The 26,965-nt window shown below is 71.8% G+C and carries 26 protein-coding genes; 8 read left to right on the forward strand and 18 right to left on the reverse strand.

Going from position 1 to position 26,965, the window contains the following annotated elements:
• Positions 1-85: 85 nt before the first annotated feature.
• From ACX9MN_RS26705 to ACX9MN_RS26715, 3 genes are all read right to left on the reverse strand, one after another.
• Entirely contained in the window at positions 86-322 is a 237-nt protein-coding gene (locus ACX9MN_RS26705) for a hypothetical protein (RefSeq protein ID WP_489725910.1), read from the reverse strand.
• Positions 323-365: 43 nt separating this feature from the next.
• Complete coding sequence (locus tag ACX9MN_RS26710; RefSeq protein WP_489725911.1) at positions 366-1,154, reverse strand: DUF4344 domain-containing metallopeptidase; 789 nt, start codon at positions 1,152-1,154, stop codon at positions 366-368.
• Between the two features lie 92 nt (positions 1,155-1,246).
• The gene (locus ACX9MN_RS26715; protein WP_489725912.1) at positions 1,247-1,846 is read right to left on the reverse strand and encodes a TetR/AcrR family transcriptional regulator; all 600 of its coding nucleotides are present in this window, start codon (positions 1,844-1,846) and stop codon (positions 1,247-1,249) included.
• A 1,168-nt stretch (positions 1,847-3,014) separates the two neighbouring features.
• Here ACX9MN_RS26715 and ACX9MN_RS26720 point away from each other — a divergent pair.
• The 3 genes from ACX9MN_RS26720 to holA all read left to right on the forward strand — a co-directional run bounded on the left by ACX9MN_RS26720 (position 3,015) and on the right by holA (position 5,733).
• Positions 3,015-3,974, forward strand: a complete 960-nt coding sequence (locus tag ACX9MN_RS26720; RefSeq protein WP_056533525.1) for an AEC family transporter — start codon at positions 3,015-3,017, stop codon at positions 3,972-3,974.
• 169 nt (positions 3,975-4,143) lie between these two features.
• Positions 4,144-4,689, forward strand: coding sequence for an LPS assembly lipoprotein LptE (lptE, locus tag ACX9MN_RS26725; protein ID WP_489725913.1), 546 nt, complete (start codon positions 4,144-4,146; stop codon positions 4,687-4,689).
• A 6-nt stretch (positions 4,690-4,695) separates the two neighbouring features.
• Positions 4,696-5,733, forward strand: a complete 1,038-nt coding sequence (gene holA, locus ACX9MN_RS26730) for a DNA polymerase III subunit delta (protein WP_489725914.1) — start codon at positions 4,696-4,698, stop codon at positions 5,731-5,733.
• Positions 5,734-6,289: 556 nt separating this feature from the next.
• On the opposite strand, the gene ACX9MN_RS26735 is transcribed toward holA, so the two are convergent.
• The 4 genes from ACX9MN_RS26735 to mnmG form a co-directional block, all read right to left on the reverse strand.
• A complete protein-coding gene (locus tag ACX9MN_RS26735; RefSeq protein ID WP_026605106.1) occupies positions 6,290-7,183 on the reverse strand; it encodes a ParB/RepB/Spo0J family partition protein in 894 nt (297 codons plus the stop codon).
• Between the two features lie 61 nt (positions 7,184-7,244).
• Positions 7,245-8,102 carry a ParA family protein gene (locus ACX9MN_RS26740; protein WP_020094293.1) on the reverse strand — a complete coding sequence of 286 codons (858 nt, stop codon included), beginning with the start codon at positions 8,100-8,102 and terminating at the stop codon, positions 7,245-7,247.
• A complete protein-coding gene (gene rsmG, locus ACX9MN_RS26745) occupies positions 8,099-8,734 on the reverse strand; it encodes a 16S rRNA (guanine(527)-N(7))-methyltransferase RsmG (RefSeq protein WP_091682698.1) in 636 nt (211 codons plus the stop codon). The genes ACX9MN_RS26740 and rsmG overlap by 4 nt, the downstream gene beginning before the upstream one ends.
• On the reverse strand, positions 8,731-10,632 hold the full coding sequence (mnmG, locus tag ACX9MN_RS26750; RefSeq protein ID WP_489725915.1) for a tRNA uridine-5-carboxymethylaminomethyl(34) synthesis enzyme MnmG: 1,902 nt from the start codon (positions 10,630-10,632) through the stop codon (positions 8,731-8,733). The genes rsmG and mnmG overlap by 4 nt, the downstream gene beginning before the upstream one ends.
• Before the next feature lie 406 nt (positions 10,633-11,038).
• On the opposite strand from mnmG, the gene ACX9MN_RS26755 reads away from it, so the two are divergent.
• Positions 11,039-11,188: a hypothetical protein gene (locus ACX9MN_RS26755; RefSeq protein WP_020094296.1), complete on the forward strand. Its 150-nt coding sequence runs from the start codon at positions 11,039-11,041 to the stop codon at positions 11,186-11,188.
• 146 nt (positions 11,189-11,334) lie between these two features.
• On the opposite strand, the gene ACX9MN_RS26760 is transcribed toward ACX9MN_RS26755, so the two are convergent.
• Entirely contained in the window at positions 11,335-11,556 is a 222-nt protein-coding gene (locus ACX9MN_RS26760) for a heavy-metal-associated domain-containing protein (RefSeq protein WP_489725916.1), read from the reverse strand.
• A gap of 68 nt (positions 11,557-11,624) precedes the next feature.
• Positions 11,625-12,503, reverse strand: coding sequence for a MipA/OmpV family protein (locus tag ACX9MN_RS26765; RefSeq protein ID WP_489725917.1), 879 nt, complete (start codon positions 12,501-12,503; stop codon positions 11,625-11,627).
• A gap of 234 nt (positions 12,504-12,737) precedes the next feature.
• Here ACX9MN_RS26765 and ACX9MN_RS26770 point away from each other — a divergent pair, with 234 nt between their 5' ends.
• Complete coding sequence (locus ACX9MN_RS26770; RefSeq protein WP_489725918.1) at positions 12,738-14,342, forward strand: EAL domain-containing protein; 1,605 nt, start codon at positions 12,738-12,740, stop codon at positions 14,340-14,342.
• A gap of 52 nt (positions 14,343-14,394) precedes the next feature.
• Here the strand turns inward: ACX9MN_RS26770 and ACX9MN_RS26775 are convergent, their stop codons facing one another.
• From ACX9MN_RS26775 to bla, 5 genes are all read right to left on the reverse strand, one after another.
• Positions 14,395-15,681, reverse strand: a complete 1,287-nt coding sequence (locus tag ACX9MN_RS26775; RefSeq protein WP_489725919.1) for an OprO/OprP family phosphate-selective porin — start codon at positions 15,679-15,681, stop codon at positions 14,395-14,397.
• Positions 15,682-15,798: 117 nt separating this feature from the next.
• Positions 15,799-16,647, reverse strand: a complete 849-nt coding sequence (gene panC / locus ACX9MN_RS26780) for a pantoate--beta-alanine ligase (protein ID WP_020094301.1) — start codon at positions 16,645-16,647, stop codon at positions 15,799-15,801.
• 96 nt (positions 16,648-16,743) lie between these two features.
• A complete protein-coding gene (locus tag ACX9MN_RS26785; protein WP_020094302.1) occupies positions 16,744-17,100 on the reverse strand; it encodes a hypothetical protein in 357 nt (118 codons plus the stop codon).
• Between the two features lie 78 nt (positions 17,101-17,178).
• Positions 17,179-17,688, reverse strand: coding sequence for an aminoacyl-tRNA deacylase (locus ACX9MN_RS26790; RefSeq protein WP_020094303.1), 510 nt, complete (start codon positions 17,686-17,688; stop codon positions 17,179-17,181).
• 11 nt (positions 17,689-17,699) lie between these two features.
• Positions 17,700-18,602, reverse strand: a complete 903-nt coding sequence (gene bla, locus ACX9MN_RS26795; RefSeq protein ID WP_489725920.1) for a class A beta-lactamase — start codon at positions 18,600-18,602, stop codon at positions 17,700-17,702.
• A 122-nt stretch (positions 18,603-18,724) separates the two neighbouring features.
• On the opposite strand from bla, the gene mnmE reads away from it, so the two are divergent.
• Positions 18,725-20,050 carry a tRNA uridine-5-carboxymethylaminomethyl(34) synthesis GTPase MnmE gene (gene mnmE, locus ACX9MN_RS26800; protein ID WP_489725921.1) on the forward strand — a complete coding sequence of 442 codons (1,326 nt, stop codon included), beginning with the start codon at positions 18,725-18,727 and terminating at the stop codon, positions 20,048-20,050.
• Between the two features lie 50 nt (positions 20,051-20,100).
• Here the strand turns inward: mnmE and ACX9MN_RS26805 are convergent, their stop codons facing one another.
• Both ACX9MN_RS26805 and ACX9MN_RS26810 read right to left on the reverse strand, forming a co-directional pair.
• Entirely contained in the window at positions 20,101-20,580 is a 480-nt protein-coding gene (locus ACX9MN_RS26805; protein WP_489725922.1) for a hypothetical protein, read from the reverse strand.
• Between the two features lie 118 nt (positions 20,581-20,698).
• Complete coding sequence (locus tag ACX9MN_RS26810; protein WP_091682716.1) at positions 20,699-22,321, reverse strand: ABC-F family ATP-binding cassette domain-containing protein; 1,623 nt, start codon at positions 22,319-22,321, stop codon at positions 20,699-20,701.
• Between the two features lie 195 nt (positions 22,322-22,516).
• Here ACX9MN_RS26810 and ACX9MN_RS26815 point away from each other — a divergent pair, with 195 nt between their 5' ends.
• Positions 22,517-22,777: a hypothetical protein gene (locus ACX9MN_RS26815; RefSeq protein WP_020094308.1), complete on the forward strand. Its 261-nt coding sequence runs from the start codon at positions 22,517-22,519 to the stop codon at positions 22,775-22,777.
• 147 nt (positions 22,778-22,924) lie between these two features.
• On the opposite strand, the gene ypfJ is transcribed toward ACX9MN_RS26815, so the two are convergent.
• Both ypfJ and ACX9MN_RS26825 read right to left on the reverse strand, forming a co-directional pair.
• Positions 22,925-23,836, reverse strand: a complete 912-nt coding sequence (gene ypfJ / locus ACX9MN_RS26820; RefSeq protein ID WP_056533500.1) for a KPN_02809 family neutral zinc metallopeptidase — start codon at positions 23,834-23,836, stop codon at positions 22,925-22,927.
• Positions 23,837-23,991: 155 nt separating this feature from the next.
• The gene (locus ACX9MN_RS26825; protein WP_489725923.1) at positions 23,992-24,897 is read right to left on the reverse strand and encodes a uracil-DNA glycosylase; all 906 of its coding nucleotides are present in this window, start codon (positions 24,895-24,897) and stop codon (positions 23,992-23,994) included.
• A 237-nt stretch (positions 24,898-25,134) separates the two neighbouring features.
• Between ACX9MN_RS26825 and ACX9MN_RS26830 the strand changes: the two genes are divergently transcribed.
• Positions 25,135-26,808, forward strand: a complete 1,674-nt coding sequence (locus ACX9MN_RS26830) for an electron transfer flavoprotein-ubiquinone oxidoreductase (protein ID WP_091980744.1) — start codon at positions 25,135-25,137, stop codon at positions 26,806-26,808.
• Positions 26,809-26,965 lie beyond the last annotated feature (157 nt).

Here is a 26,965-nt window from a genome sequence, read left to right on the forward strand (position 1 = left end):
TGCGTGGACCGGTCGGGCGGCGACTTGATCGGGGTGCCGTGCTTGCCCTCGCCGAAACGGGACGAATGCCGGGCGCGTTCGCTCGTCAGTACGGCGCGACGACGACCGGACGACGCACGACATAGGCGGGCGGATAAGGGGCGACGTAGACGCGCCGCGGCCGGTAGACCACGACCCGATGGGGCCGGGGGGCATACCGGGTGATGCACCCACGATAGCCGCAGACGGTCACGGATCGGGCCTCGGCCGGGGTGGAAGAGAAGACTCGCAAAGCCGAAACCGATACGAACCCAGCGAACATCACGACAAACACGCGATTCATATTTTCACACTCCTTTTTGGGTCATTGGACGGAAATTGTCAGATCATCTCTCTCTATAGATTTTTCTGATCTGAGAAATTACATTAGCTTGATCGACTGCGTGCGTTTTTATGAGCAGTCGCGTAGCAAATGCAGCCTGCCTATACTCAAACCGGCAGGTGCGACGGCGCCAGAGGGGCATATGGATGTCCAGGGCCAATCGCCGATACGCGCGCTGATCTTGGCCGTAGGCTAGGCAAACGATGTTGTAGAGGCGTTGCGAGGTCAGGCTGTGGTCGTCCGCTACATCCTCGATGGTCAGTTTGCCGGTGCTGACCGAGGATTTCATCAGGTCGACGACCTGCCGCAATTTCTTGACGGCATCGGGCTTCGACAGTTGAAGCATGATGACCGCCGCCACCTGGTCGGCGGCGTCCTCCTCTCGCCCGAGGACGGGCAATTTAAGGAGATCGAAGAATGCGTGGGCCGTCTCATGGAGCAGCGTAAGCTCCACGAAGCCCTGGATACTCTCGATGGACTTCTTGTGGCGGCGCAGGTCGTTCTGCAATGCCGCGACGAACTCGTAACAGAGGGTTATCCGTCGCTCCTCCGGGGCATACCATGCGTCGATCTTGCCGCAGCTACGGGCCCGATACCGGAGCGGGACCGGCAGGTTCGTCAGGGATGCCGCATCGTGCACGCGTTCGAGGGTTCTGTTCCTCCGAAGGAAGGCTTCGACCGGGACGAGCGATGGCGACGCGGCCGTCTCGTACGAAGCACCTTGCGCGGTTTCGGCGTGAAGGTCGGCGGGCAGCAGTGCCGTCCAAGCGCAGAGGCCGACCGTGGCCAACATCTTCGGTCCGCGCATTCCAGGTAGACGGAACATCATGGCGGTTCTCTCGGGCCTCCCCCGTGCCGCAGCGGCACGTCGATGTCGGCGTTCGATCAGGCGGGCCGGTGGAGCAGCGACGCGACCACCGTCTCGGCCATGCGGGTGCGCGCCTCGCCGAGGGGGATGTCCGGGGCGAGCAGGTTCAGCAGGGTCGGGAAGACCGGCGGCTGGCTCACGGCGCCCATGAGAAGCGCGAAGAACAGCGCCGGGTGACTGCTCCGGATGATGCCGGCCTCGATGCCGGCGGCGAAGAGCTCGCGGCTGCTCTCGTAGGCCGGCCGAAGGATGCGCTCGGTGACCAGCGCCGCGCGCTCCGGCGCATCCGACCCGTGCCGGTTCACGAAGTCCCGCACCTCGGGATGCGCGGCGTAGAAGGCCGAGACCCGGACGATGATGTCGCGCAGGCGGTCGTAGAGCGGCCTCTCGACCTCCTTGGCGAGCCTCGCGACCTCGTCCATCGTCGGCTTGGTCGCCGACACGATCAGGCCGAGGCAGGCCTCCCAAAGGTCGGCCTTGCTGCCGAGATGCACCCGGACGAGGTTCGGGCTCACTCCGGCCGAGGCGGCGATGCCCCGGATCTCGGCGCCGTCGAACCCGTTCTTGGAGAAGGCGAGCGTTGCCGCGCGCAGCAGCGCCTGGCGCCCGTCCGGCATATCCTTGGTCCGACGTCCGCGAGGACGGTTTCCGGCAGCGGGGGACGCGGGCGTCTGAGTTGTCATACCGGGCACCTTATATGACTTGTCGTACATATAGGCCTGACCAGGAACGTCGCAGCGGGATGTGGGAAGATCCTTTTGCGACGTCATGCCGACCGGCCCTCGGACACAGGTGGCTTTCGCAGTTCATCGGCGGCTCGCGATCACGGTCCGGCAGGCTGGGCTGAGGTGGTCGATGTTCTCGACCAGGCAATTGGTGATGGCCGTTCTATTGGGATGAAGGCTCGGCAGAGATGCATGACGTCGGGCGTGCAGGCTCGGCGGTCCTGGATCGTCTCGGAGCCGGTGTCCTGAACCTCCTCGGCTCGGACGGAAGGCACGTCGCCGATGATGACCAGCCCGACTAGGGCGGCCATGCCAAGGCGAAAGCGTGTCGTAGCGTTCATCGGCTGTTTCCTTGTGTTCGAGGGTGCGCATGGCTCTGCGAGGGTGTCGGTAGGACCCTGCATCCCCACCGGAGCCAACGAGAAGGCAGATTTTATGTTCGATCGTACATAAATTGCCGCCGAGCAGGTTCAAGGGGTGCCATCTCACGAAATCGAGAGCGTGCGGTTTATGGGAACACGGGCCGGATGGCGCGCCGGAGGCCATTCTCTATCGCTGCCTCCCGCGGGAGGTATCTCCCAAACCGCACCAAGGTCTGCTTTTCTAAATTTCTGCCTCACAGCAGACCGACCGCAAACCACCCCAAGCAGTAGGTCAGGTCAGGACGATCTGGCGGCTCGCACAATGTGCCAGCTGTCTGATAGAGCCTCCGCTTCATGCATTGGCTGCTGAAGCTGGCGCCTGATGCGACCAAATCCGCTACGGCCTGCCGAAATCCCAGGAAGCTGTGGAAAAGGCCGCTTTGAGAGTCGGGCAAGGGCGTCCGCTCGGAAAGGCCATGGACTTAGTTCGATCTTCGACTCACCTTCGATCCCATGATCAAGCCTGAAAGCCCTTCAGCCACAATGGCTAGCACGTCGAGTTCACCAGTCAATTGCGGTTATCGGTGGTAATGTCCGGGAGCGGGGGCCGCGGCATGGCAGGTCCCCGCCCCCGGCACTGGAGCCGGGATCGGAAACCGTCCTAAGGCCGGAGCATCGTCCTCCGACCCGGACCCGCCATGCTCTCGACCCTGCTGGTCGTGCTGCCGATCTTCGCGCTGATCTTCGCCGGCTGGCTGGCCCGGCGCGTCGGCGTGCTCGGGGCCGCCGCCACCACCGAACTCAACCGGTTCGTGGTCTTCCTGGCCCTGCCGGCGCTGCTGTTCGACGTGACCGCGCACGCCCACTGGAGCACCATCTGGAAGCCCGGCTTCATCGGCGCCTTCGGACTCAGCAGCCTCGCGATCTTCGCCCTCGCCGTGCTGATCCGCGGCGGGGCGGGGCGGCCGCTGGCCGACGCCGCGGTCGACGGGCTCAACGCCGGCTACGCCAATACCGGCTTCATGGGCTTCCCGCTGGCGCTCGTCGCCTTCGGGCCGGAGGCGCTCGCGCCCACCACGGTGGCGGCGATCCTCACGGTCTGCGGGGTCTTCGCGGTGGCGATCGTGCTCATCGAGACCGGTCTGCGGCGCGAGGCGGCCGCGTCGGGGAGGGGCGGCGGGGCGCGCCGGCCCGTGTGGTGGACGGTCGGACGCTCGCTGGTGCGCAACCCGCTGCTGGTGGCACCGGCGCTGGGCGCGCTGGTGCCGAGCGCCGGCCTCGCCGTGCCGGACGCGGTGGCCACGTTCCTGAAGCTCCTCGGCGGCGCGGCGGCGCCCTGCGCCCTGGTGGCGCTCGGCCTGTTCCTGGCCCAGCCCCGACAGACCGGGGGCGGGCAGGGGCGCACCGCCGCGCTGCTCGTCGGCCTGAAGCTGGTGCTCCACCCGCTCCTGGCCTACGGCCTCGGCCGCTACCTGTTCGACCTGCCCCCGCTCCTGCTGCACACCGCGGTGCTCATGGCCGCCCTCCCCACCGGCACCGGGCCGTTCATGCTGGCGGAGTTCTACCGGCGCGAGGCCGACCTGACCGCCACCGTGGTGCTGGTCTCGACCGTGCTGGCCGTCGTGACGGTCTCGGCCTACCTCGCGGCGATCGCCTAGGCGGCCCGGTCGATCCCGGGCTCTGCGGACGGCCGCGGCCTCACATTCGGAAACCGGGCGACCACGCTCTTGCCGCAGAGGAATCGTAACGTTTGCCCCGTAGCGTCGTGGCGCGGAACGCCGTGTCCGCGCTAGAACGATCCGACAGGCAGGGGCGGAACGACGGCGGATGGTGGGTTCGGGAGTTTCCATCGCGGGGCGGATCGCCCGCCTCGCCTGTGCGACCGGCATGGCGCTGAGTCTCTCGGCCTGCTTCCGGCCGCTCTACGGGCCGACCGCCTCGGGGGAATCCGTCCAGGCCCTTCTCGCCTCGGTCCAGGTCGACGACGTCGCGATGGCCCAGGGCCAGGAGCGCCTCGGCCACTACCTGCGCAGCGAGCTGGTCTTCGACCTCGACGGGTCCGGCCACCCGGCGACCAAGCGCTACCGGCTGAAGCTCTCGGGTTCCGAGATCGTGCAGACCCCGATCGTCTCCTCCACCACCGGCCGCGCCGAGGCCGGCACCCTGGTGGCCAACATCAAGTACAGCCTCGAGGACATGAGCGGCACCAAGGTCTACACCGAGGGCGTCGCCACCTCGACGGCGACCTACGACCGCTCGGTGCAGCGTTTCGCCAGCCAGCGGGCGGCGCGGGACGCCGAGATCCGGCTGGCCAGCGTGCTGTCCGACCAGATCAAGAGCCGCCTCGCCGCCGTCCTCTCGACGAAGCCGTAACCCGACGTGACGGCGGTGAAGGCCGGCGAGATCGAGGGGCTGATCCGGCGCGGGCCCGATCCGCGCATCCCCGTCATCCTGGTCTTCGGGCCGGATACCGGTCTGGTGACCGAGCGGGCCCGGAAGCTCGCCGAGGATTTCGTCGACGACCCGGCCGACCCGTTCGCGCTGGTGCGGATCGACGGCGACGCCCTGGCGGCCGATCCGGGCCGGCTGTGCGACGAGGCCGGGACGATGGGCCTGTTCGGCGGCCGCCGGTCGATCTGGGTCCGGCCCGGCGCCCGCAACTACGCGCCCGCCGTCGAGGCGGTGCTCGGCGCGACCGTCGCCGACGCCCGCATCGTGGTGGAGGCCGGTGACCTCGCCAAGAACAACCCGCTCCGCACCCTCTGCGAGCGCTCGCCGAAGGCGCTCGCGATCCCCTGCTACGCCGACGACGAGCGGACCCTCTCGGACCTGATCGAGCGCACCCTCCAGGAGCGCGGCCTGCGCATCGACCGCGCCGCCCGGGAGGTCCTGGCCCGCAGCCTCGGCGGCGACCGCCGGGCGAGCCTGATGGAGATCGAGAAGCTCGCCCTCTACGCCGCGGGGGAGGGGGACAGGACCGTGACCCTCGAGCACGTGGAGGCCGTCACCAGCGACGTCGCGGCGAGCGTGCTCAACACCCTGATCGACGCCGCCTTCGACGGCCGCCGCGACGCGGTGGAGCGCGACTATCGCCGCTTCCGGCACGAGGGCCTCGACCCGGGCGTCGTGCTGGGCTCGGCGCTGCGGCATGCCCTGACGCTGCTCACCACCCGCCTCGACAATCCCGACAAGACGCCCGCCATGATGGTCGCGACGTGGCGGGGCCTGCATTTCAAGCGCAGGGCCAGCATCGAGGGCCAGCTCGGCGCGTGGCCGGCCGGAACGCTCCGTCAGGCCGTGGCGGCCCTGCAGGAGGCGATCCTGGCCTGCCGGCGGGCGCAGCCCGACCTAGCCCACGCGCTGGCCTCGGCGGCCCTCCTGCGGGTCGCGGAGGCGGGTGCGCGGCGGCGGCGCTAGGGCGCCTCGTCGGGGGAGGGCGGTCGCACCGTACCCGCAGAGGAGGCGGGAAACGTTGCCACGACCGGCCGGACCGTCCTGCGCGGCAGCCGGACGACCGGCCCGGAGGGCTGGGTCCGGTTCGAGGCGATCTGTCACGGCTGGCAGGCGGTTCGCGCCGCGCGTGTCTCCGTCGAGGTGTTCCTGGACGGGCGCACATGCTCCCCGGGCGGATCGACTTCCCCGACGCGCCGAGAGGGTTCCTCTGCACGTAGGTGCCGGCCTATCGCGGTCGCGGCGGCGAACGCCTCGTGATCGACGCCGGCGCCCCCCCTAGCGGCCGCGGATCCCGACCGGCGGGCTTCCTGTGCCGCGCAGGAGGTGCGCGACCGGTCTCGCGCCACGCTGATGCTCGGAGTCGATCCCGGCCAAGTCGACCCCGGCCGAGGCGCTGCGGGGCGGGGTCCCGGCGGCGCGCCGCCAGGACCGTCCGGACCAGCCGGCCTCCCGGCTCGCCGCACTCGTGCCGGGCCTGCGACGGACCCGCCGAGGCGGCGCCTTCGTCCGGAGGCGGCCTTCAGGCGTCCGAGACCTTGAACCGGTTGAGGAGGGCCTGCAGCTCGTCCTGGGTCTCGTAGCGGATGCGGATCTCGCCCGAATCGGCGTCCTTGGGCTTGTAGGAGACTGGGACGCCGAGGGCCCGGTGGATCCGCAGTTCCAGGTCGCGCACCGTCGCGGGGCGCTCGGCCGAGAGGCGCGGGCGCCCGGGGCGGGGCGTCTCGGCCGGGGCGGCCTCCGCGGAGGCGATCGCCTCCACGTCCCGGACCGACAGGCTCTCGGCCACGACGCGCCGCGCCGTCGCCTCCGGATCGCGCACGGCCAGCAGCGCGCGCGCGTGGCCGGCGGTCAGCTCGCCCGCGGTGACCCGCTCCTGCACGGACAGCGGCAGGTTGAGCAGCCGGAGCGTGTTGGCGAGGTGGCTGCGGCTCTTGCCGAGGATCTCGGCCAGCTCCTTCTGGGTGTACGAGAAATCCTTCATCAGGCGCTCGTAGCCGGACGCCTCCTCGATCGCGTTGAGGTCGGTGCGCTGGACGTTCTCCAGGATGGCGAATTCCAGGGAGCCGCGGTCATCGATCTCGACCACCACCACCGGCACCTCGTCGAGGCCGGCGCGCTGGGCGGCCCGCCAGCGCCGCTCGCCGGCCACGATCTCGAAGGTCCCGGGCACGTCGCCGATCGGGCGGACCACGATCGGCTGGATGATGCCCCGCTGGCCGATCGAGGCCGCCAGCTCGGACAGCTCCGTCTCGGCGAAGCTCCGGCGCGGGTTGCGCGGGTTGGCGCGCAGGAACTCGATCGGGACCCGGCGCTGCTCCTCGGCCTTGGCCGAAGCCTTGCCGGCCTCGTTGAAGTCACCGATCAGCGCCGCGAGCCCGCGCCCCAGTCGAGGCTTCGCCCCCTCCTCCGCCATGATCGCCACCCGTGTCACGCTCCACACTCGCCCCTCGAACCGGGAGGGGGACTCAAACCCGTCAGGCCGCGGCCGGAACCCGGCCCTCGCGCTGGATCACCTCCGAGGCGAGGCGCAGGTAGGCCTGACTGCCGGCGCATTTCAGGTCGTACAGCAGCGCCGGCTTCCCGTGCGAGGGCGCCTCGGAGATCCGGACGTTGCGGGGGATCACGGTCTCGTAGACCTTGTCGCCCATGAAGCCGCGCACGTCCGCCACGACCTGGGCGGAGAGGTTGTTGCGCGGGTCGAACATCGTCAGCACGATGCCCTGGATCGTCAGCTTCGGGTTCAGGGCGCCGCGGACCTGCTCGACGGTGCGCAGCAGCTGGCTGAGGCCCTCCAGGGCGAAGAACTCGCACTGCAGCGGCACCAGCACCGCGTCGGCGGCCGCCAGCGCGTTGATGGTCAGCAGGTTGAGCGAGGGCGGGCAGTCGATCAGCACGTAGCTGATCCGGCTGAGGCTCGGCGCCTGGGTCAGGCTCTTCAGCACGCCGCGCAGCCGGTGCGCCCGATCGGGGAGGGTGGCCAGCTCAAGTTCCAGGCCGAGGAGGTCCATGGTCGAGGGCGCCAGCGACAGCCGCGGCACGGCGGTGGGGACCACGGCCTGCGCCAGCGAGGCCTCGCCGGCCATGACCTCGTAGGTCGAGACCCGGCGCTTGGCGCGGTCGATCCCGAGACCCGTGGAGGCGTTGCCCTGCGGGTCGAGATCGACGACCAGCACGTCCTCGCCGATCGCCGCCAGGGCGGTGCCGAGGTTGATCGCCGTCGTGGTCTTGCCGACGCCGCCCTTCTGGTTGGCGAGCGCCAGAACGCGCAGAGGGCGTCGCATGGATGAATCCATGGACCTGTCGGCGGGGTCGCCGAGGATCGCTTCGCTCATCGGTGGCTCGGGGCGGCGAGGGCAGTGACGCGCACGATCCGGGCTTCGGAATCGGTCCGGCTCGGCACGAGGTCGTTAACGACTCTCCACTGCGCGCCGGCCTGGGTCAATTCGGCTTGTACGTCCCGCCCCTTCGGAAACAGGCCGGTGGTGCCCGTTTTCAACAGAGGCTCCGTCCAGGCGAGGAGCTGCGCCATCGGGGCGAGGGCGCGGGCGCAGACGACGTCGGTCCCGACGTACTCGCCGATCACCGCCTCGATCCGGGCGTTGCGCACCCGGGCCGGCGCCCCGGTGAGCCGGGCGGTCTCGGTGAGGAACGCGCACTTGCGCGCGTTGCTCTCGACGAGATCGACCCGGACGCCGCGCTCCCGTCCGGCGATGGCCAGGATCAGGCCCGGTATCCCGGCGCCGGAACCGAGATCGAGCCACGTGCGGGCCTCCGGCGCGAGGTCGAGGAGCTGCAGCGCGTCGTCGATGTGGCGGCTCCAGACCTCGGCCAGCGTCGCGGGACCGACGAGGTTCTTGATCGGTTGCCAGCGCCGCAGCTGCGCCACGTAGAGATCGAGCCGCTCCGCTGTTTCACGTGAAACACCGGCCGCCGCCAGGATACGAGCGCGATCCGGATCGCTCATGCCGGGAGCCGGTCCGCGGGGGCCGACGCAGCGCGGGCCCCGCGCCGCGCGTGGGCGGCCAGCAGGGTGAGGGCGGCCGGCGTCACGCCCTCGATCCGCGCCGCCTGTCCGAGGGTCCCGGGGCGCACCGTCTCGAGCTTCACCCGCATCTCGTTCGAGAGGCCGCTGATCGCCGCGTAGTCCAGCCCCGCCGGCAGGCGCACGGCCTCGTCCCGGCGGAAGGCCGCGATGTCGGCGTCCTGCCGGTCGAGATAGACCGCGTAGGTCGCGTCGGTCTTCATCCGGTCGGCGATCCGCGGGGCGACCTCGGCGAGGTCCGGCCACACCGCCGCCAGGTCGGACCAGCCGATCTCTGGGTAGGCGAGGAGCTGGAAGCCGGTGCGGCGGATGCCGTCGCGGTTCAGGACGATCCCGTGGGCCGCGGCCTGGCTCGGCGTCAGGCTCACCGCGTCGAGGCGGGCGCGCGCCGCGTCGAGCGCCGCCTGCCCGGCCGCGAAATGGGCCGCCCTGTGTCCTCCGACGCAGCCCAGCGCGATCCCGCGCGGCGTCAGCCGGGCGTCGGCGTTGTCGACCCGCAGGGACAGCCGGTACTCCGAGCGCGAGGTGAACATCCGGTAGGGCTCGCTGACTCCCTGGGTCACGAGGTCGTCGATCATCACGCCGAGATACGACTCGGCCCGGTCGAAGCCCGCGATGCCGAGGCCGCCCGCGTGCCGGGCGGCGTTGAGGCCGGCCACCAGCCCCTGGCCGGCGGCCTCCTCGTAGCCCGTCGTACCGTTGATCTGGCCGGCCAGGAACAGGCCCGGCAGGCTCTTCACCTGGAGGCCGACGTCGAGTTCCCGGGGGTCCACGTAATCGTACTCGATGGCGTAGCCCGGCCTCAGGATCGCGGCCCGCTCCAGCCCGGGGATCAGGCGGACGAGGTCGTGCTGCACCTCTTCGGGCAGCGCCGTGGAGATGCCGTTCGGGTAGATCGTCGGGTCGTCGAGACCTTCGGGCTCCAGGAAGATCTGGTGCCCCTCCCGGTCGCCGAAGCGCACGACCTTATCCTCGATCGACGGGCAGTAGCGTGGGCCCCGGCTGGCGATGCCGCCGGAATACATCGGCGAGCGGTGCAGGTTGGCGCGGATCAGGTCGTGGACGGCCCGGCTCGTCCGCGTGATGCCGCAGCGGATCTGCGGCGTCGTGATCCGCTCGGTCAGCGTCGAGAACGGCACCGGCTCGGCGTCGGCCTCCTGCATCTCCAGGCCGGACCAGTCGATGGTCCGCCCGTCGAGGCGCGGGGGCGTGCCGGTCTTCAGGCGCCCGAGGCGCAGGCCGAGCCGGTCGAGGGTCCGCGCCAGCCCGACCGCCGGCGCCTCGCCGACGCGGCCCGCCGGGATCTGCCGCTCGCCGATATGGATCAAGCCGCGCAGGAACGTGCCGGTGGTCAGCACCACCGCGCCGCATGCGAGGGTCCGGCCGTCGGCCAGGACGAGGCCGCGGAGGCGGCCCTCGGCGTCGAAGGCCAGGTCCTCGCAGGCGCCGGCGATGACCGTCAGCCCCTCGGTCCCGGCCACGGCCGACTGCATGGCGGCCGCGTAGAGCTTGCGGTCGGCCTGGGTCCGGGGGCCGCGCACCGCCGGTCCCTTGCGGCGGTTGAGCAGGCGGAACTGGATGCCGGCCGCGTCGGCGACCCGGCCCATCAGCCCGTCCAGGGCATCGACCTCGCGGACGAGGTGGCCTTTGCCGAGGCCGCCGATCGCCGGGTTGCAGGACATCGCCCCGATCGTCGCCGGATCGTGGGTGACCAGCGCGGTGCGCGCGCCGCAGCGCGCCGCGGCGGCGGCGGCCTCGACGCCGGCATGGCCGCCGCCGACGACCGCGACGTCGAACCGGGCGGAGGAGGGGGTGAGCATCGGGTACCGAGCAGCCTTTCGCGGACATCCCGCCGCGGGTGCGAGGAGCGCCCCGGGCCGTGCACGGCGGGTGGGCGCGGGACCGGCGGATCTGCCGGGAGGTCTAAGCGCGCGAAGGCGCGCGGGTCAACGCGTCCCGCCCGCCGCAACGACGCCCCCTCCGCCGGCGCCGGCGGATCCTCTGAATGCGGTATTCAGAACGCCCGTCGCGCGAAGATCTGTCGTTCCCGCGCGCGTTGCTGTCGCGGATCCCGCGAGGACTTGGGCGTCGCGTCTTGCCAGTCTCTCCGGGCCGTGTAAATCTTGCGCCGTGACGCGATCCTGTGCGGACAACGCCGTCCGGCAGGCCCACGAGAGGGACCGTTTTCGCCGCGCCGCCGAGCGACGCGCGAGGAGGAGACTCGAGATGTCGTCGCTGACAATCGGCCTGGGCGCCGCCTGTTGCGCAGCCGGCGCCGCCGCCCATTTCCTCGACCGCACCCGGCGCAAGGAAGGCCTGTTCGGCCTCGCGGGCTTTGCCCTGCTCCTGACCGGGATGTTCCTGAGCCGCTCCTGAGGGCGGTTCCCGGGGGCGCGTCGTCTCGGGCCAGGCTTCCCGCCAGGCTTCCCGGCCGAGCGTCGCGCCGGCCGGGATGACCGCATCGCGCGCGGACGGCTGCACGGTGCCTCCCGCGGCCCGCGAACGCGGGGCGCCGAGCCGGCTCAGCCGGTCATGGCCCTCGCGGTGTAGCCGGCCTTGGTCAGGGCCTCGGCGATGGTCAGCGCCTGCGCGTCGGTGCGGATCGCCACGCGCGCGGCGTCCCGGTCGACCTGCACGTCGGCCGCGGGGTCGATCCGTTTCACCGTGCGGGTCACCGCGGCGGCGCAGCCGTCGCAGGTCATGCCCTCGACCCGCATCAGCAGGTCGGCGCGCGTCTCGTCCATCGGGGCCTCCATAACCGCCTCTCCGGGATGTCGGGGCCCGGCGGGGCCGGCGCAAGCCGGGTGTCGGCTCAGAACAGCGCCGGCATGCGGAAGGCGTAATCGATGCGCAGGCCGAACTGATACTGGTTGGGGTTGCCGAACGGGCGCCGCACCAGCGGGCTGTTGCCGGAGGCGCCCAGGATCCGGGTGTAGCCGGCATAGGCCGTGTAGGCCCAGGTCTCGCTCTGCGTGTAGGTCACGCCGCCGAGCACGCCGGCCGAGTAGAAGCTGCGCGGATCGTAGGGGGTGACGCGCCCGTTCAGCGCCGCCTCGATCGGCGAGACGCCGAAGTACTTCCGGGCGTAGCTGGCATCGCCGACATTGAGGCGCGGCCCGATGGAGAACAGGAACTTCTCCGCCGGGATCAGGTAGTCGGCCGCCACCGAGCCGACCGTTCCGTGGTGCCCGTAGACGCCCTGGCGCAGCTCGACGCGGGTCCGGATGAACGAGTTTGGGTAGAACTCCGCGAACACGCCGGGCTCCACGGCGAAGCGGGCGTCGCGGAAACCGTACAGGTGGCGCCGGTCGTCGCCGTAGTAGCGCCCCGGCACGAAGCGCGCGGTCGGGCCGATGCGGAACGACTCGGTGTCGAAGAGCGAGAAGCTGAACCCGTCGTCCGGCGTCGAGAAGCGGCGCGGCTCGCCGACCCGGCGGATGTCGATCGATGGGTAACCGACGGCCGTGTAGTCGCTTGCGCCCGGATAGCGCGGCACGGCCTGGATCGAGCCGCTCAGCGTGACGATCCAAGTGCTGGGATCGACCATCGCGAAGGTTGGCGTGGTGCGCGGAAGATCCGCGCCGAGATCCGCGGCCCGCGGCGCCGTCGTGCCGAGGGTCGCGAGGAGCGCGCCGGCGCCGAGAACGGCGCGAAATCGGGGAGTACGCGGGGGGACGGGCGTCATGGCCACGCTTTATGATCCTTTTTCATCCCGTCCGCATTCGCAAGCCGCGCAACCCTCCCCGGATCGCCCCGCAATCGGGTCCGCCGTGATGAATCCGCAACGTTCCAGCGGGCGCGGGCGTCACACCGCCCGGAATTAACAGGCGGCGACGCGCCATCGCGGTCCCTGAGCCTTGCCGGGCGGGGTGCGGGCGGCCAATGATCCTGCGATTCGGTTCGCGCCCGGTGGGGATCGCTCGGGATGTCCCCCGGCGACCGGCGCGCGTTCCTGGCAGGTGTTCAGACGATGGTCCCGGTCCTCGGCCGGTACGCGGGGCTGCTGACGGTCGGCCTTCTCGGGCTCGTCGTTCTCGGGCCGCTCGCGGTGTTCCTGCCGCTCTGGAGTGCCCTGACGCTCGGCGCCGCGGCCGCCCTGGCGGGCGGTCTCGCCCTGACCCGTATCGCCACCCTCAAGGCGCGCTGCGAGAAGCTGTCCGGCGAGGTCGATCTGCTGTCCCGGCGCCTGCTCAAGGTCGAGACGGCGGCCGCCACCGCGGCGGCCCAGCCGCGGCCCGAGACCGCCGAGGCCGCCCTGCGCGCCCAGATCGAGGAACTGACCGTCGAGTTCGGGCTCCTCAGCGGGATCGTCCGCGACCTCACCACGGTCGTGAGCGCCCAGGATGCCGAGATCGCGGGCCTCAAGGCGAGGCCGGAGATCGCGCCCGAGATCAGGCCCGTGATCGGGCCCGCGATCGCACCCGCCGAGGCGCCCCGGCCCCTGCCCGCGGTGCCCGGCGCAGCCCTTCCGGATACCGCAGCGGCCCCGTCGCCGCAGCCCGTGCCGGTACCGCCTCCGCAGGTTCAGGCCGCCCCGCTCGAGCAAGTCCCGCCCCGGTCTCAGCTCGCCCCGGCCTCGGCCCCGTCCGTCCCGGCGCGGCCGATCCCGCCCCGGTCTCAGCTCGCCCCGGCCTCGGCCCCGTCCGTCCCGGCGCGGCCGATCCCGCCGCGGCCGATCCCGCCCCGGCCCGCAATCCCCCCCGCGGACGAGGGCGCGATCGTCGCGGCCTTCGAGGGGGACGGTCTGGAGATCCATCTGCAGCCGGTGGTCACCCTGCCGCAACGCAAGGTGGTGGCCTACGAGGCGCTGGCCCGGCTGCGGATCGGCGGCCCCGGCGCGCCGCCGGCCGAGCCCGAGGTTTTCCTGCCGGTGCTGGAGCGCTACGGGCGCACCACCGAGCTCGACCGCCGCATGCTGCAGCGGGCCACGATCGTGGCGCGCCACCTCGCCCGGCGCGGCAGCGAGACCCTCCTGACCTACGGGCTGTCGCCGCTGTCGCTGTTCGAGCCCGGCCTCCTGCGCGAGCTGGCCCGCACGGCCGCTGACGACCCGGCCCTGGCCGGCCTGACCATCGCGCTGCCGCAGGAGAGCTGGCGCCGTCTCGATGCCGGCCAGCGGGGCCTGCTCGCGCCCCTGCAGGGCCGGATCGGGTTCAGCCTCGATCGCCCGGACGACCTCCGCTTCGACGCGGCCGAACTCGCGGCTCTCGGCATCGGGCAGGTCAAGGTGCCGGCGGAGATGCTGCTCCGGCCCGGCGCGGGCCGCGGCAGCCTATCGGACATCGCCCTGGAGGACACCGCGCCGGCCCTGGCCCGGGCCGGGATCCGCGTCGTCGCCACGGGCGTCGCCGACGAGGCCGACGTCCCGGACCTGATCGACCTCGACGTGCCGTTCGCGCAGGGGACGGCCTTCGCGGCCCCGCGCCCGGTGCGCGCGGAGGTCCTGGCGACCCCGCCCGCCGAGGAGCCGACGCCCCCGCCGGAGCCGGAGCGGCGCCCGTTCCGGTCGGTCCTGCGCAGGGCCGTGTGAGAGCCCGTGTGAGGGGCCGTGCCCGGGCACGCGGCCGGCCCGGCGGTCCCCGTCACCAGTAGATCTGCAGGCGCGCGATCACCGTGTCGACCGTGAACGGGCGGGTGCCCAGCGTCTCGGCCTGGGCCACCCCCGGCTGCACGCGCCCGTGCACGACGTTCCCGATCAACCGGAGGTTGGGTTCGGGATACCAGCTCAGACCGAGGGTCACGTCCTGCTCCATGCCCCCGCGGAAGCCCCGGGCGTCCAGGTCGACGGCGCTGTAGCGCACCGCCAGCTCGAACACCCCGATCCCGCCCCGGGAGAGTCGTTGCGCCTCCGGAACAGCCACGCCCCGGAAGGTCGCGTAGGTGGTGCCGCTCTGCGGCGTCAGCGCGTAGGCGCGGCCCTCGCCGTTGAGCACCAGGGCCGCCTCGACGTAGCCGCCCTGGAAATCGAGCGCGGTGCCGGGTTGGCCGGGACCCCGGAACGGCTGCAACGCGGCCCGGATGTACTCGGCCTGCAGCAGGAACGGGCCGCGGCGATAGGCCAGCTCGGCGCCGAGGCGCGACACGCTGGCGGCGTCGGGGAGGTCGCCCGTATCCACCAGGGGGCGCTCGAACAGGAAGGCGCCGGCGGGGCTGGAGAAGCTGAAGGCCCCGTCCGACCGGGACCGGCTGCGGAAGACCCCGGCGAGACCGAGATGCAGGGTCTCGTCCCCTTCCATGATCGGCGCGACGGTGGCGCGGGCCGCCACCGCGACACCGTCCCCGTCGATGCCGCTGCTGGCGGCGTTGCCAAAGACGCCGACCACCGCGGTCCAGGCCGCCCCGTGGTGCCCGGCGGCGAAGCCGAACCGGCGCTCCGGCACGAGGGCGTTGGCCACCGAGCGCTCGGCGAACAGCGTGTCGTTGTTGCTCTGCAGCCATTCTAGGCTGAAGGGCTCCTTCATGTTGCCGAGCGTCAGGATCGTGTCCGGCAGCCCCTTCCAGGCGACCAGCGCGTCGTTGATCGGCAGCATCGGGTCGGCGAAATCGTACTGGAAGGCGATCACCCAGTCGTGGCCGATCGTGAGCGTCGGCTCGATCCAGGCCCGGCGCACGGCGACGTTGTCGGGGAAAGCCTCGGGCAGGTCCGCCCGGCCGAAACCCGCCGCGCCGCCGTCGATGTGCAGCCGGCCGCCGATCCGGAGCTTCACGTCGGGCTCGGGGAAGGTGAGGCTCAGCCCCTTCGCGTCGTAGCGCAGGCGCTCGCCGTAGGGGCCGGCCATCCCCTCGAACGCGTCCTCGCCGGCGCCGGCGGGGCCCGCCAGGGCGAGGGACACGGCCAGGATGGCCGGTGCGGTGCGCGTTCCGATCACGCGACCAGCAGAGAGCAGGTCGGCCGGGCGGCGCCAATCACCTGGCGCAGTTAAAGCCGGAAATCCGCGCGTCGTGGCCCGGCGGCCACGACCGTCGGCGGTCGGACCGGCACCGGCCTAGACGGCGCGATTGTCGATCAGCCGGGTCCGGCCCAGGAAGGCCGCGGCGATGACGCGGGCCGGGCCGTCGACTCGCTCCACCGGCACCAGGGTCCGGGCGTCGCAGACCGCGAGGTACTGGACGCGGAACCCCGCCGCCTCCAGCGCCGCCCGCCCGGCGGCGATCCGGCCGGCCACCGGGGTGCCGTTGCGGGAGGCGGAGGCGATCTCGGCCAGGACGGCCTGGAGCTTCGGGGCGACGGCGCGCTCCTCGGCCGAGAGGTAGCGGTTGCGCGACGACAGCGCGAGGCCGTCGGGCTCGCGCACGGTCGGCACGCCGCGGATCTCCACCGCGAGGTCGAGATCCGCCGCTACCTGCTGGAGCACGCGGAGCTGCTGGAAGTCCTTCTCGCCGAACAGGGCGACGTCCGGCCGGACCTGGTTGAGGAGCTTGGTCACCACCGTGGCGACGCCGGCGAAATGGCCGGGCCGGAACGGCCCGCACAGCCCCTCGGTCAGGCCCGCGACCTCGATCCGGGTGGCGAAGCCCGGCGGATACATGGTCTCGACGCCGGGCGTCCAGGCGGCGTCCGCGCCGGCTCCCGCCAGCAGGGCCAGATCCGCGTCGAGGTCGCGGGGATAGCGGGCGAAATCCTCGTTCGGGCCGAACTGGGTCGGATTGACGAAGATGCTGGCGACGGTCCGGCGGCCGATCCGCCGCGCCTCGGCCACGAGGGCGAGGTGCCCGTCGTGCAGGGCGCCCATGGTCGGGATCAGGACGACGCGCTCGCCCGCCGCGCGCCACGCGGCCACGCATCCGCGCAGGGCTGCGAGGTCGCGGAAGGACTGGAAGGTCGACTCGGACACGGCACGGGCTCCGGGGGAGGGCAGGGCCGGTCTAGAGCATGATGGGGAGCGGTGGAATCCGGCAGTCGACGCCGGATCCCGTCGTCGCGGTCGGCGTCAGGGGCAGTAGGGCAGGAGGGAGCGCCCGAAGGGGTCGTCCACGCCCAGCGGCGGCGTGAAGCCGTAATAGCTCGGATGCCCCAGGCCGTACTCGGAGCCGACATAGCTCGGATCGTCCGGGGCGTTGGTCGGCACGGGCACCCGCCGGGGCGTGCAGCCCACCGGCACGCGACGGGACCGGACCGCGTAGACCGGCCGACGGTCGAGGCCGTCGTTGCGCGGGAAGAAGCGGGGGCTGCCGCCCACGCCCGCCTCGGCGCCGTAGCGGACGTCGAGATCGGCCGCCCGGCCCGGTACCGCGAGCAGCAGGACGAGTCCGAGCGCCGTCACCGCCCTGCGTGCCGTCTCCCGCATGCCGCCCCTGCGCCGCCTTCGTCTCTGTCGGAAGGCGACACCGTGCGACGGCAGGGTAAACGAGTGATTACCGCGGGATCACGTCAGCGGCACGACGAGGGCGTCCAGGACGGCGGCCAGATCGCCCTCGGTCAGCCGGATCTGCAAGCCGCGGCCGCCGCCGTTGACGTGGATCTCGGCCGCCGGCTCGGTCAAGGATCCGGCGTCGATCGCGGTCGGGAAGGACCGCTTCTGTCCGAGCGGGCTGATCCCGCCGACATGGTAGCCGGTCAGCCGCTCGGCGTCGGCCGGCTTGAGCATGGACGCGGCCTTGCCCGAGAAGGCGGCGGCGACCCGCTTCATCGACACCTCCCTGTCGGAGGTCACGAGCAGGCAGACCGTCCGTCCGTCGACCGACGCCATCAGGGTCTTCAGCACGCGTCCCGGGTCCACCCCGAGCGCCTCCGCGGCCTGCAGGCCGATGCGCGGCGCGTCCGGATCGTACGCGTAGACGTGGAGGCTGTACCGGATGCCGGCCTTGTCGAGGGCGAGCGTCGCGCGGGTCGTCTTGGAAAGTGTCTTGTTGGGCGTCTTGGCGGCTGTCTTCATGATTCGTCCGGTCAGGTCGAATGGGCGCGCGCGGCGATGAGGCGGCCGATCTCCGCGTAGGCCGCCGCGCAGGTGTCGGGGGAGGCGGTCGATTCCGTGACGTAGACCGCCGCGAGGATCGGCGCGCGCCCCGGCGGCCGGAGGATCGCCACGTCGTTGACGGTGCCGTTGTCGCCGCTCCCGGTCTTGTCGCCCGCGATCCAGCCGGGCGGGAGGCCGGCCCGCAGGCGCTTCCGGCCGGTCTCGCAGGCGACCATCCAGGTCTCCAGCCGGGCGCGCGAGGCCGGCGACAGGACGGTTCCGAGGAGGACACGGCCTAGGGTCGCCCGCATGGCGTCCGGCGTGGTCGTGTCGCGCGGGTCGCCGGGCAACGCGGTGTTGAGGGTCGGCTCGGTCCGGTCGAGGCGGGTGACGGGATCGCCGGTGGTCCGCAGCCACGCGGTCAGCGCCTCGGGCCTGCCGAGATCCGCCAGGAGCAGGTTGGCGGCCGTGTTGTCGCTCCAGATCAGCGTGGCCGCGCACAGGTCCGCGACGCTCATCCGCCCGGTCCCGGCGCAGGCCTCCAGCGCCTTCCGGGTCACGGGCGCGTAGCTCAGGAGGTCCCCGGCCCCGTAGCTGACGACCCGGTCGAGGGTCTCGCGGCCGGCATCGACCCGCGCCAGGACCGCCGCCACCGCCAGCGCCTTGAAGGTGCTGCACATCGGGAAGCGCGCGTCGGCGCGGTAGGCGGCGAGGACGCGGTCCGCCGAGGCGGCCGCGATCCCGAGGCGGCCGCCGAGCCGGCGCTCGATGGCGGCCCAGTCCGGCTCGGCCTCCGCGGCGCGCGCGGACAGGACCGGGGACGCGGGGAGGGCGGCGGCGAGGGGCGCGGCGAGCAGGCCGAGGCCGACGGCGCGGCGGGTCCAGACGATCATGGCGCATCCCCGTTCGAGTTCGCGACGGCGCAAGCGGGTGCGGCGCATCGGCGCCGGGATGGTATAGGGCGACCGCGATTGTTTCACGTGAAACTCCGCCCCTCGCGCGGCCCTGTGGGACCATGACCGATACCGAAACGCTCTTCGCGCCGGCCAGCGGCTTCGGCCGGGCCGCCGTCGCGGTGATCCGCATCAGCGGCCCGGCCGCGCGCGACGCGCTCGTCGCCCTGGGCGGACGCCTGCCGCCGCCCCGCCGGCTGTCGCTGCGGAGCCTCCGGGATCCCCACGACGGCACCGAGCTCGACCGGGCGCTGGTGGCGTGGTTTCCCGGGCCCGACACCTACAGCGGCGAAGATATGGGCGAGCTGCACCTGCACGGCGGCGCGGCCGTGCGGATGCGCGTCCTCGCCACCCTCGCCCGCCTCCCGGGCTGCCGGGCCGCCGAGCCCGGGGCTTTCACCCGGCGGGCCGTCCTCAACGGGCGGATGGATCTCGCCGAGGCGGAGGCCGTCGCCGACCTGATCGACGCGGAGACCGAGGGCCAGCGCCGGCAGGCCCTGCGCCAGCTCGACGGCGCGCTCAGCCGGCAGGTGACCGCGTGGCGCGCGGAAGCGATCGACTGCCTCGCCGCCGCGGAGGCCGCGCTGGACTTCACCGACGAGGGGGACGTGGACGATGCCGGGCTCGACGCGGCGCTGCTCGACCGCGCCGCCCGCCTGCGTGACGCGATCGCCGCGGCGCTGCGCGACGGCCAGCGCGGTGAGCGCCTGCGTGACGGGTTCACGGTCGTGCTGGCGGGGGCCCCCAACAGCGGGAAATCGACCCTGCTGAACGCGCTGAGCCGGCGGGACGTGGCCATCGTGTCGGACAGCCCGGGGACGACCCGCGACGCTATCGAGGTGCGGCTCGACCTCGGCGGCCTGCCGGTCCTGCTGGTCGACACGGCCGGGCTCCGCGAGACCGTGGAGCCGATCGAGGCGGCGGGGATCCTGCGGACGCGGGCGCGGATCGACATGGCCGATCTCGTGGTGGCCCTCATGCCCCCCGGCGGCGCGGTCCCGGACCTCGGGCCGGCGCGCGGCTCGGTCCTGACCGTGCGTACCAAGGCCGATCTTTTTGCCGGCTCAGAACAGGGGGGTGATCCGGTGGACGTGACGGTCTCGGCCCACACCGGCGCCGGCATGGACGCCCTGCTCGATGCGATCCAGGCCGCGGCCGAGGACGGTCTCGGCACCGGCGACGCGCTCATCACCCGCGCCCGGCACAGGGCCGCGCTGGAAGCCTGCATCGGCCACCTCGACCGCGTCTCGGGGAGTGCCGGCGGTCTCCCGGAGCTGGCCGCGGAGGATCTGCGGCTCGCGGTGCGGGCGCTCGGCGCGGTCGCGGGCCATGTCGGCGTCGAGGACGTCCTCGACCGGCTGTTCAGCGGGTTCTGCATCGGGAAATAGATTTAAAGCCGGCAACCAATCGGGCTGGAATCGGGCCCGACGCGGCTTCGCTATTGGGGGATCCGCAGGATCCGCGGCCGCCAGATCCCGAGTGCCACGTTCGCGGTCGCGACCGCCAGCAGGACCCAGAGGGTGCCGCGCTCGCCGGTCAGCGAGACGGCCAGCACCGCGGGGTCGACGAGGCCCGCCAGCGCGCGGGCACTCTGCTCCGCCTCCTGCTTCATCGGGCCCTGGACGTAGACCAGCCCGCCCTCGAACATCAGGACGCCGGTGGCGAGCTTCACCCACGCCCATCCGGCGTTGAGGAAGGCGCGGTTCAGCGCCATCGCCAGCAGGCCCGACATCAGCGTCACCGCCAGGGCGGGCAGGAAGATCCAGGTGGCGACGGCGCCCATCGCGCCCCGCATCGCCGCGTAGCCCGTCAGGGCGGACGGCGCGGGCGACAGGCTCAGCATGACGACCAGGGACGCCATGGACCCCAGCAGCCCCGCGGACCCCATCGTGTGGAGGAATTTCAGCAGGCGTCGCACGGCGTCTCACCCGGGCCGTTTCGGCGCAGCCTAGCGCGGGGCGCCAGGGGGCGATAGCGGCGCGCCGGTCGCAGGGCTCCCGGCCGGAACGCTGCGCCCGCGAGGACGGAGCGGACCGTCAGCTCCGGAGGCCCGGCGCCTCCTGGCCGGTGCGGGCCACGTACTCGGTGTAGCCGCCGCCGTACTGGTGGATGCCCTCCGGCGTGACCTCGAGGACCCGGTTGGAGAGGGCGGCCAGGAAGTGCCGGTCGTGCGACACGAACAGCATCGTCCCCTCGTAATTGGCCAGCGCCTCGATCAGCATCTCCTTGGTGCCCATGTCGAGGTGGTTGGTCGGCTCGTCGAGCACCAGGAAGTTCGGCGGGTCGTAGAGCATCAGCGCCATGACCAGCCGGGCCTTCTCGCCGCCCGAGAGCACCCGGCAGCGCTTCTCGACGTCGTCGCCCGAGAAGCCGAAGCAGCCGGCCAGCGCCCGCAGCGACCCCTGGCCGGCCTGCGGGAAGGAATCCTCCAGGGTCTGGAACACCGTGCGGTCGCCGTCGAGCAGGTCCATGGCGTGCTGGGCGAAGTAGCCGAGCTTGACGCTGCCGCCGACCGTGACCGAGCCGTCGTCGGGCGCGGTGGTGCCGGTGACGAGCTTGAGCAGCGTCGACTTGCCGGCGCCGTTGATGCCCATCACGCACCAGCGCTCCTTGCGCCGCACCGAGAAGTCGAGTCCCTCGTAGATCGTGCGGCTGCCGTAGCGCTTGTTCACGCCCTTGAGCATCACGACGTCGTCGCCCGAGCGCGGTGCCGGCTGGAACTCGAAGGCCACCGATTGCCGCCGCCGGGGCGGCTCGACGCGCTCGATCTTGTCGAGCTTCTTCACCCGGCTCTGCACCTGGGCGGCGTGGGAGGCCCGGGCCTTGAACCGCTCGATGAAGGCGATCTCCTTCGCCAGCATCGCCTGCTGGCGCTCGAACTGCGCCTGCTGCTGCGCTTCGTTGAGCTTCCGCTGGCCCTCGTAGAAGGCGTAGTCGCCCGAGTAGGTGGTCAGCGCGCCGCCGTCGATCTCGATGACCTTGGTGACGATGCGGTTCATGAACTCGCGGTCGTGCGAGGTCATCAGCAGGGCGCCGTCGTAGGCCTTCAGGAACGATTCGAGCCAGATCAGGCTCTCGATGTCGAGGTGGTTGGACGGCTCGTCGAGGAGCATCACGTCCGGGCGCATCAGCAGGATGCGGGCGAGCGCGACGCGCATCTTCCAGCCGCCCGAGAGCGCGCCGACGTCGCCGTCCATCATCTCCTGGCTGAAGCTCAGCCCGTCGAGCACCTCGCGGGCCCGGCCCTCCAGGGCGTAGCCGTCGAGCTCCTCGAACCGGGCCTGGACCTCGCCGTAGCGCTCGACCAGGGCGTCCATCTCGTCGGCGCGGTCCGGGTCGGCGAGCGCCGCGCCGAGCTCGGCGAGCTCGGCCGCGACCGCGCTCACGGGGCCGGCGCCGTCCATCACCTCGGTGACGACGCTGCGGCCGGACATCTCGCCGACATCCTGGCTGAAATAGCCGATGGTGATGCCCCGGTCGGCGGCGACCTGCCCCTCGTCGGGCTGCTCCTGGCCGATGATCATCCGGAACAGCGTGGTCTTGCCGGCCCCGTTCGGGCCGACCAGGCCGACCTTCTCGCCCCGCTGGAGGGCGGCCGAGGCCTCGATGAAGACGAGCTGCCGCCCGTTCTGCTTGGTGATCTTGTCCAGGCGTATCATGGCGGCGGGCGCTGTCCGGGAGGTCGCTGTCCGGAAGGTGTCCGGGAGTATCCCGGCCGCTTACGGCATCGGCCGACGCGGCGCAAAGGCAGGGTGCCGCAGTGCGGGATAACGCTTGCGTCCGGCGCAGGCCTGGGCGCATCCCGGGACCCAGGATGAGGCTCGGCCGTTGCCCTGGGCAACATGAGGATCGCGATGCTGTTCGGTTGGTGGATGACGGGCATGGACATGGCCATGCTGGGGCTGGAGGCGCAGGGCGTCATCGCCCAGCGCATGGCGATGTTCGCCCTCGGCGGCCCCGCGGCCCAGGCCGAGGCGCAGCTCATGGTGACGGAGAAGATGCTGGCCGCCGGCGAGGCGGCCCTCATGCTCGCCGCAGGCGCCTCGAACGGCAAGGTGATCCGCAGCTACCGGCGGAAGGTCCAGGCGAACGCGCGGCGGCTGAGCCGGGGGTGAGGCCCGTGCCCGCCGGGTCTCGGCGCGCCGTCATCGCGGGCGCAGCGAAGCAATCCAGCGGCGCCACATCCGGCGACGTCACGTTACCCTGGGTCGCTTCGCTGCGCTCGCGATGACGGGGGCGGCTCGTGAAGCCGCGATCCGCCTTCAGTTATTGGCCGTCCGGAACGTGTCGCAGGACTTGGTCTGGCCGCTCTTGTAGCCGGCCATGAACCAGCGCTGGCGCTGGGCCGAGGAGCCGTGGGTGAAGGAATCCGGCACCACGTAGCCCCGCGAGCGCTGCTGCAGCGCGTCGTCGCCGATCTGCGCGGCGGCGTTCAGCGCCTCGTCGATGTCGCCCTGCTCGAGCTCGGCGTACTTGTCGTTGGAGTTCTTGGCCCAGACGCCGGCGAGGCAGTCGGCCATCAGCTCGATCCGCACCGAGAGGGCGTTCGCCTCGGTCTTGCTGGAGGCCTGCTGCTGGCGCTGCTGGACCTTGCCGAGGATGCCGAGCACGTCCTGGACGTGGTGGCCGACCTCGTGGGCGATGACGTACGCGTAGGCGAAGTCGCCCTTCACGCCGAACTTCGAGGCCATCTCCTTGAAGAAGCCCGTGTCGAGATAGACCTTCTTGTCCAGCGGGCAGTAGAACGGGCCCATCGCCGCCTGGGCCGAGCCGCAGCCGGAGCGCGTGCCGCCGGTGTAGAGCACCAGCGTCGTCGGGGTGTACTGCTTGCCGGTCTGCTGCGGGAGGATCTGGCTCCACACGTCCTCGGTGTTGCCGAGGATCTTGGACGCGAACCGGCCGCTGTCGTCGGTCGGGGCCTGGCGCCGCTTAGCCTGGGTCTGCGGGTCGACCTGCTCCTGCTGGCTGCGGCCGCCGCCGCCGATCTGCTGGGCCCCGCCGATCAGGATCGCCGGGTTGATGCCCGTGAAGTAGCTGATGATCAGCAGCACCACGATGGTGCCGATGCCGAGCCCGCCGGCGCCGCCGCCGGGAAAGCCCATGCCGCCACCGCCGCCGCCCTCGCCCCGGCGATCCTCGACGTTGTCGGAGCTGCGTAGATCTTCCCAGCGCATGGTTGGGTCCCGCCATCGGTGCTGCGCCGGCCGCCTCGGGCGGGCCGGGATTGGCTGTGCGTCGTCGTGTCCGGCCGATGGCGCGCCAGCAGCGGGAACGAAGCTCTAATGGCGGGAGGGGAGAGCCGGTTCCGTCACTCCGGTCAAGCTCGCGGTCACGCTTTCCCATCGAGGAGGGCGCGCAGGGACCGGAAGTCCCGCCACGCGAGGCGCTTCTGGACCGGCTGGCGCAGCAGGAAGGCCGGGTGGAGCGTGGCGAGCAGCTTCACCTCGCGGTTCGGCAACTTGTACGGGAAGAGGCGGCCTCGGGTCCGCAGGATGCCGTCCTTGGTGCCGGTCAGCGTCTGGGTCGCGGGCGCGCCGAGGCAGACGATGATGTCCGGGTCGACGAGCTCGATCTGGCGCTCCACGAAGGGCCGGCACACCGCCACCTCCTGGGGGGTCGGGTTGCGGTTGCCCGGCGGCCGCCAGGGCACGATGTTGCCGATATAGGCGCTCGTCCGGTCGAGCCCGACCGCCTTCATCATCTTGTCGAGGAGCTGGCCCGAGCGGCCCATGAACGGCTTGCCGATCCGGTCCTCGTCGGCCCCGGGCGCCTCGCCGAGAAACATCACCCGCGCCTCGGGATTGCCGTCGGCGAAGACGAGGTTCTTCGCCGTGAAGCGCAGCGGGCAGGCGTCGAAATCCGCGAGAATCCGCTCGAGCTCGTCGAGGGACTTGGCCTGCCGCGCCCGGACGCGGGCGTCGCTCGCGGCCTCGTCGGGCTGGGCGCTGGCGGCGCGGCCGAAGGTGCGCGGCGCCGCGGTGGGCGCGGCCGTGCCCGGGGGCGGCGATCCGGGGGGCGGCACGAGCGTGTTGGCGACCGGGCTGGCGGACGGCTCGGCGGCCCGGGGTGCCGCGCGGCGCGCGGCGCGCAGGGTAGGCGCGGGCGTGTCGGCCTCGTTGAAGCGGTCGTGCGGCTGCTCGTCGAGCGCCGTGTCGGCCCCGGCCTCCACGTGGAAGTCGAGATAGGCGATCAAGTCGGCTTGCGCGTCGGTGGGGCTCGGCATGGGACTCAGCATGTGGGATCGCCGGGGCCTGTGGACAACTCGCCGAATCGCTCCGGGTGGCAAGGACTTGCGTGACCGAACAGCGCGGCGCGGCGCAGCGCTGTGACGCCGTCCCCTGCGGCAAAGGGAACTTTGCCTTGAGCTTGAGCGTCGGCAACTTGCCTTTCTAGCTTGGAATCGCTTGAGACGGCATCAGGAAGGCCGGCCCGGCGACGAACCGGGCGCCGGAACAAGAAAAGGAACCCGAGGATGGCGCTGCCCGAACGCGAGAGCATGGATTTCGACGTGGTCGTGGTGGGCGCCGGCCCGGCCGGCCTCGCCACCGCGATCCGCCTGAAGCAGCGCGCCGCCGAGATCGGTGAGGAGATCTCGGTCGTCGTCGTCGAGAAGGGCTCGGAGGTCGGCGCCCACATCCTGTCGGGGGCGGTGATCGACCCGATCGGCCTCGACCGGCTCCTGCCGGAGTGGCGCCAGGACCCGGAGCGGCCGCTCAAGACGGAGGTGCAGCGCGACGAGTTCATGATGCTCACCAAGAACAGCGGCATCACCCTGCCGAACGTGTTCTTCCCCAAGCTCATGTCGAACCACGGCAACTTCGTCGGCTCGCTCTCGAACGTCTGCAAGTACCTCGGCGCCCAGGCGGAGGCGCTCGGCGTCGAGATCTACCCGGGCTTCCCGGCCTCCGAGGTGCTGTTCGACGCGAACGGCGCGGTGGCGGGCGTCGCCACCGGCGATCTCGGCATCGGCCGGTCCGGCGAGCCGCGCGAGGACTACACCCGCGGCATGGAGCTGCGCGCCAAGTACACGGTGTTCGGCGAGGGCGCCCGCGGCAACCTGACCAAGGGTCTGATCCAGCGGTTCGAACTCAACCGGCACAGCGACCACTTCAAGTACGGGCTCGGCGTGAAGGAGCTCTGGCAGCTCGCGCCCGGCAAGTTCGAGCCCGGGCTGGTGCAGCACACGATGGGCTGGCCGCTGCCCAACAAGGCCGGCGGCGGCTCCTGGCTCTACCACTTCGATGACCACCTGCTCTCGGTCGGCTTCGTCACGCACCTGAACTACGAGAACCCGACCCTGTCGCCGTTCGAGGAGTTCCAGCGCTTCAAGACCCACCCGATGATCGCCGAGACGTTCGAGGGCGCCAAGCGCATCGGCTACGGCGCGCGCGCCATCATGGAGGGCGGCTGGCAGTCGGTGCCCAAGCTGGTCTTCCCCGGCGGGTGCCTCGTCGGATGCTCGGCCGGCTTCGTGAACGTGCCGCGGATCAAGGGCTCGCACAACGCGGTGCTGTCCGGCATGCAGGCGGCCGACGCCATCGCGGACGCCCTGAAGGCGGGCCGCGCCGGCGACGAGCTCACCGCCTACGAGGCCGGATGGCGCGACAGCCCGATCGGGCAGGACCTGAAGGCGGTGCGCAACGTCAAGCCGCTCTGGTCCAAGTACGGCACGCTGGTCGGCGTCGGCCTGGGCGGGATCGACATGTGGGCGACCAGCATCCTCGGCGCCTCGCCGTTCGGCACGCTGTCCCACGGCAAGCCGGATCACGCCTGCCTCAAGCCGCTCTCGGAGGTGACGCCGATCGTCTATCCGAAGCCGGACGGCAAGCTGACCTTCGACCGGCTCTCCTCGGTCTACCTGTCGAACACCAACCACGAGGAGGACCAGCCGCCCCACCTGAAGGTCCGCGATATGGAGCTGCAGAAGCGCTCCGAGCACGACGTCTACGGCGGCCCGTCCGGCCGCTACTGCCCGGCCGGCGTCTACGAGTGGGTGGAGGATTCTTCAGCCAGCGACGGCGTGCGCTACCAGATCAACGCGCAGAACTGCGTCCACTGCAAGACCTGCGACATCAAGGATCCGAACCAGAACATCGACTGGGTGACGCCGGAGGGTCCGGGCGGGCCGAACTACCCGAACATGTGAGGTCAGCCCTCGGCCGAGGGGCCGAGGCTCACGTCTTTGCGAGCGCAGCGAAGCAATCCAGTGAACCGCTCCGTGGGCAGACGTCCCGCCGCCCTGGGTCGCTTCGCTGCGCTCGCGATGACGGGACGGCCGACCAACCCGGCTCAACCCCCGCGCC

The sequence above is a fragment of the Methylobacterium sp. 1A genome, assembly GCF_058072805.1.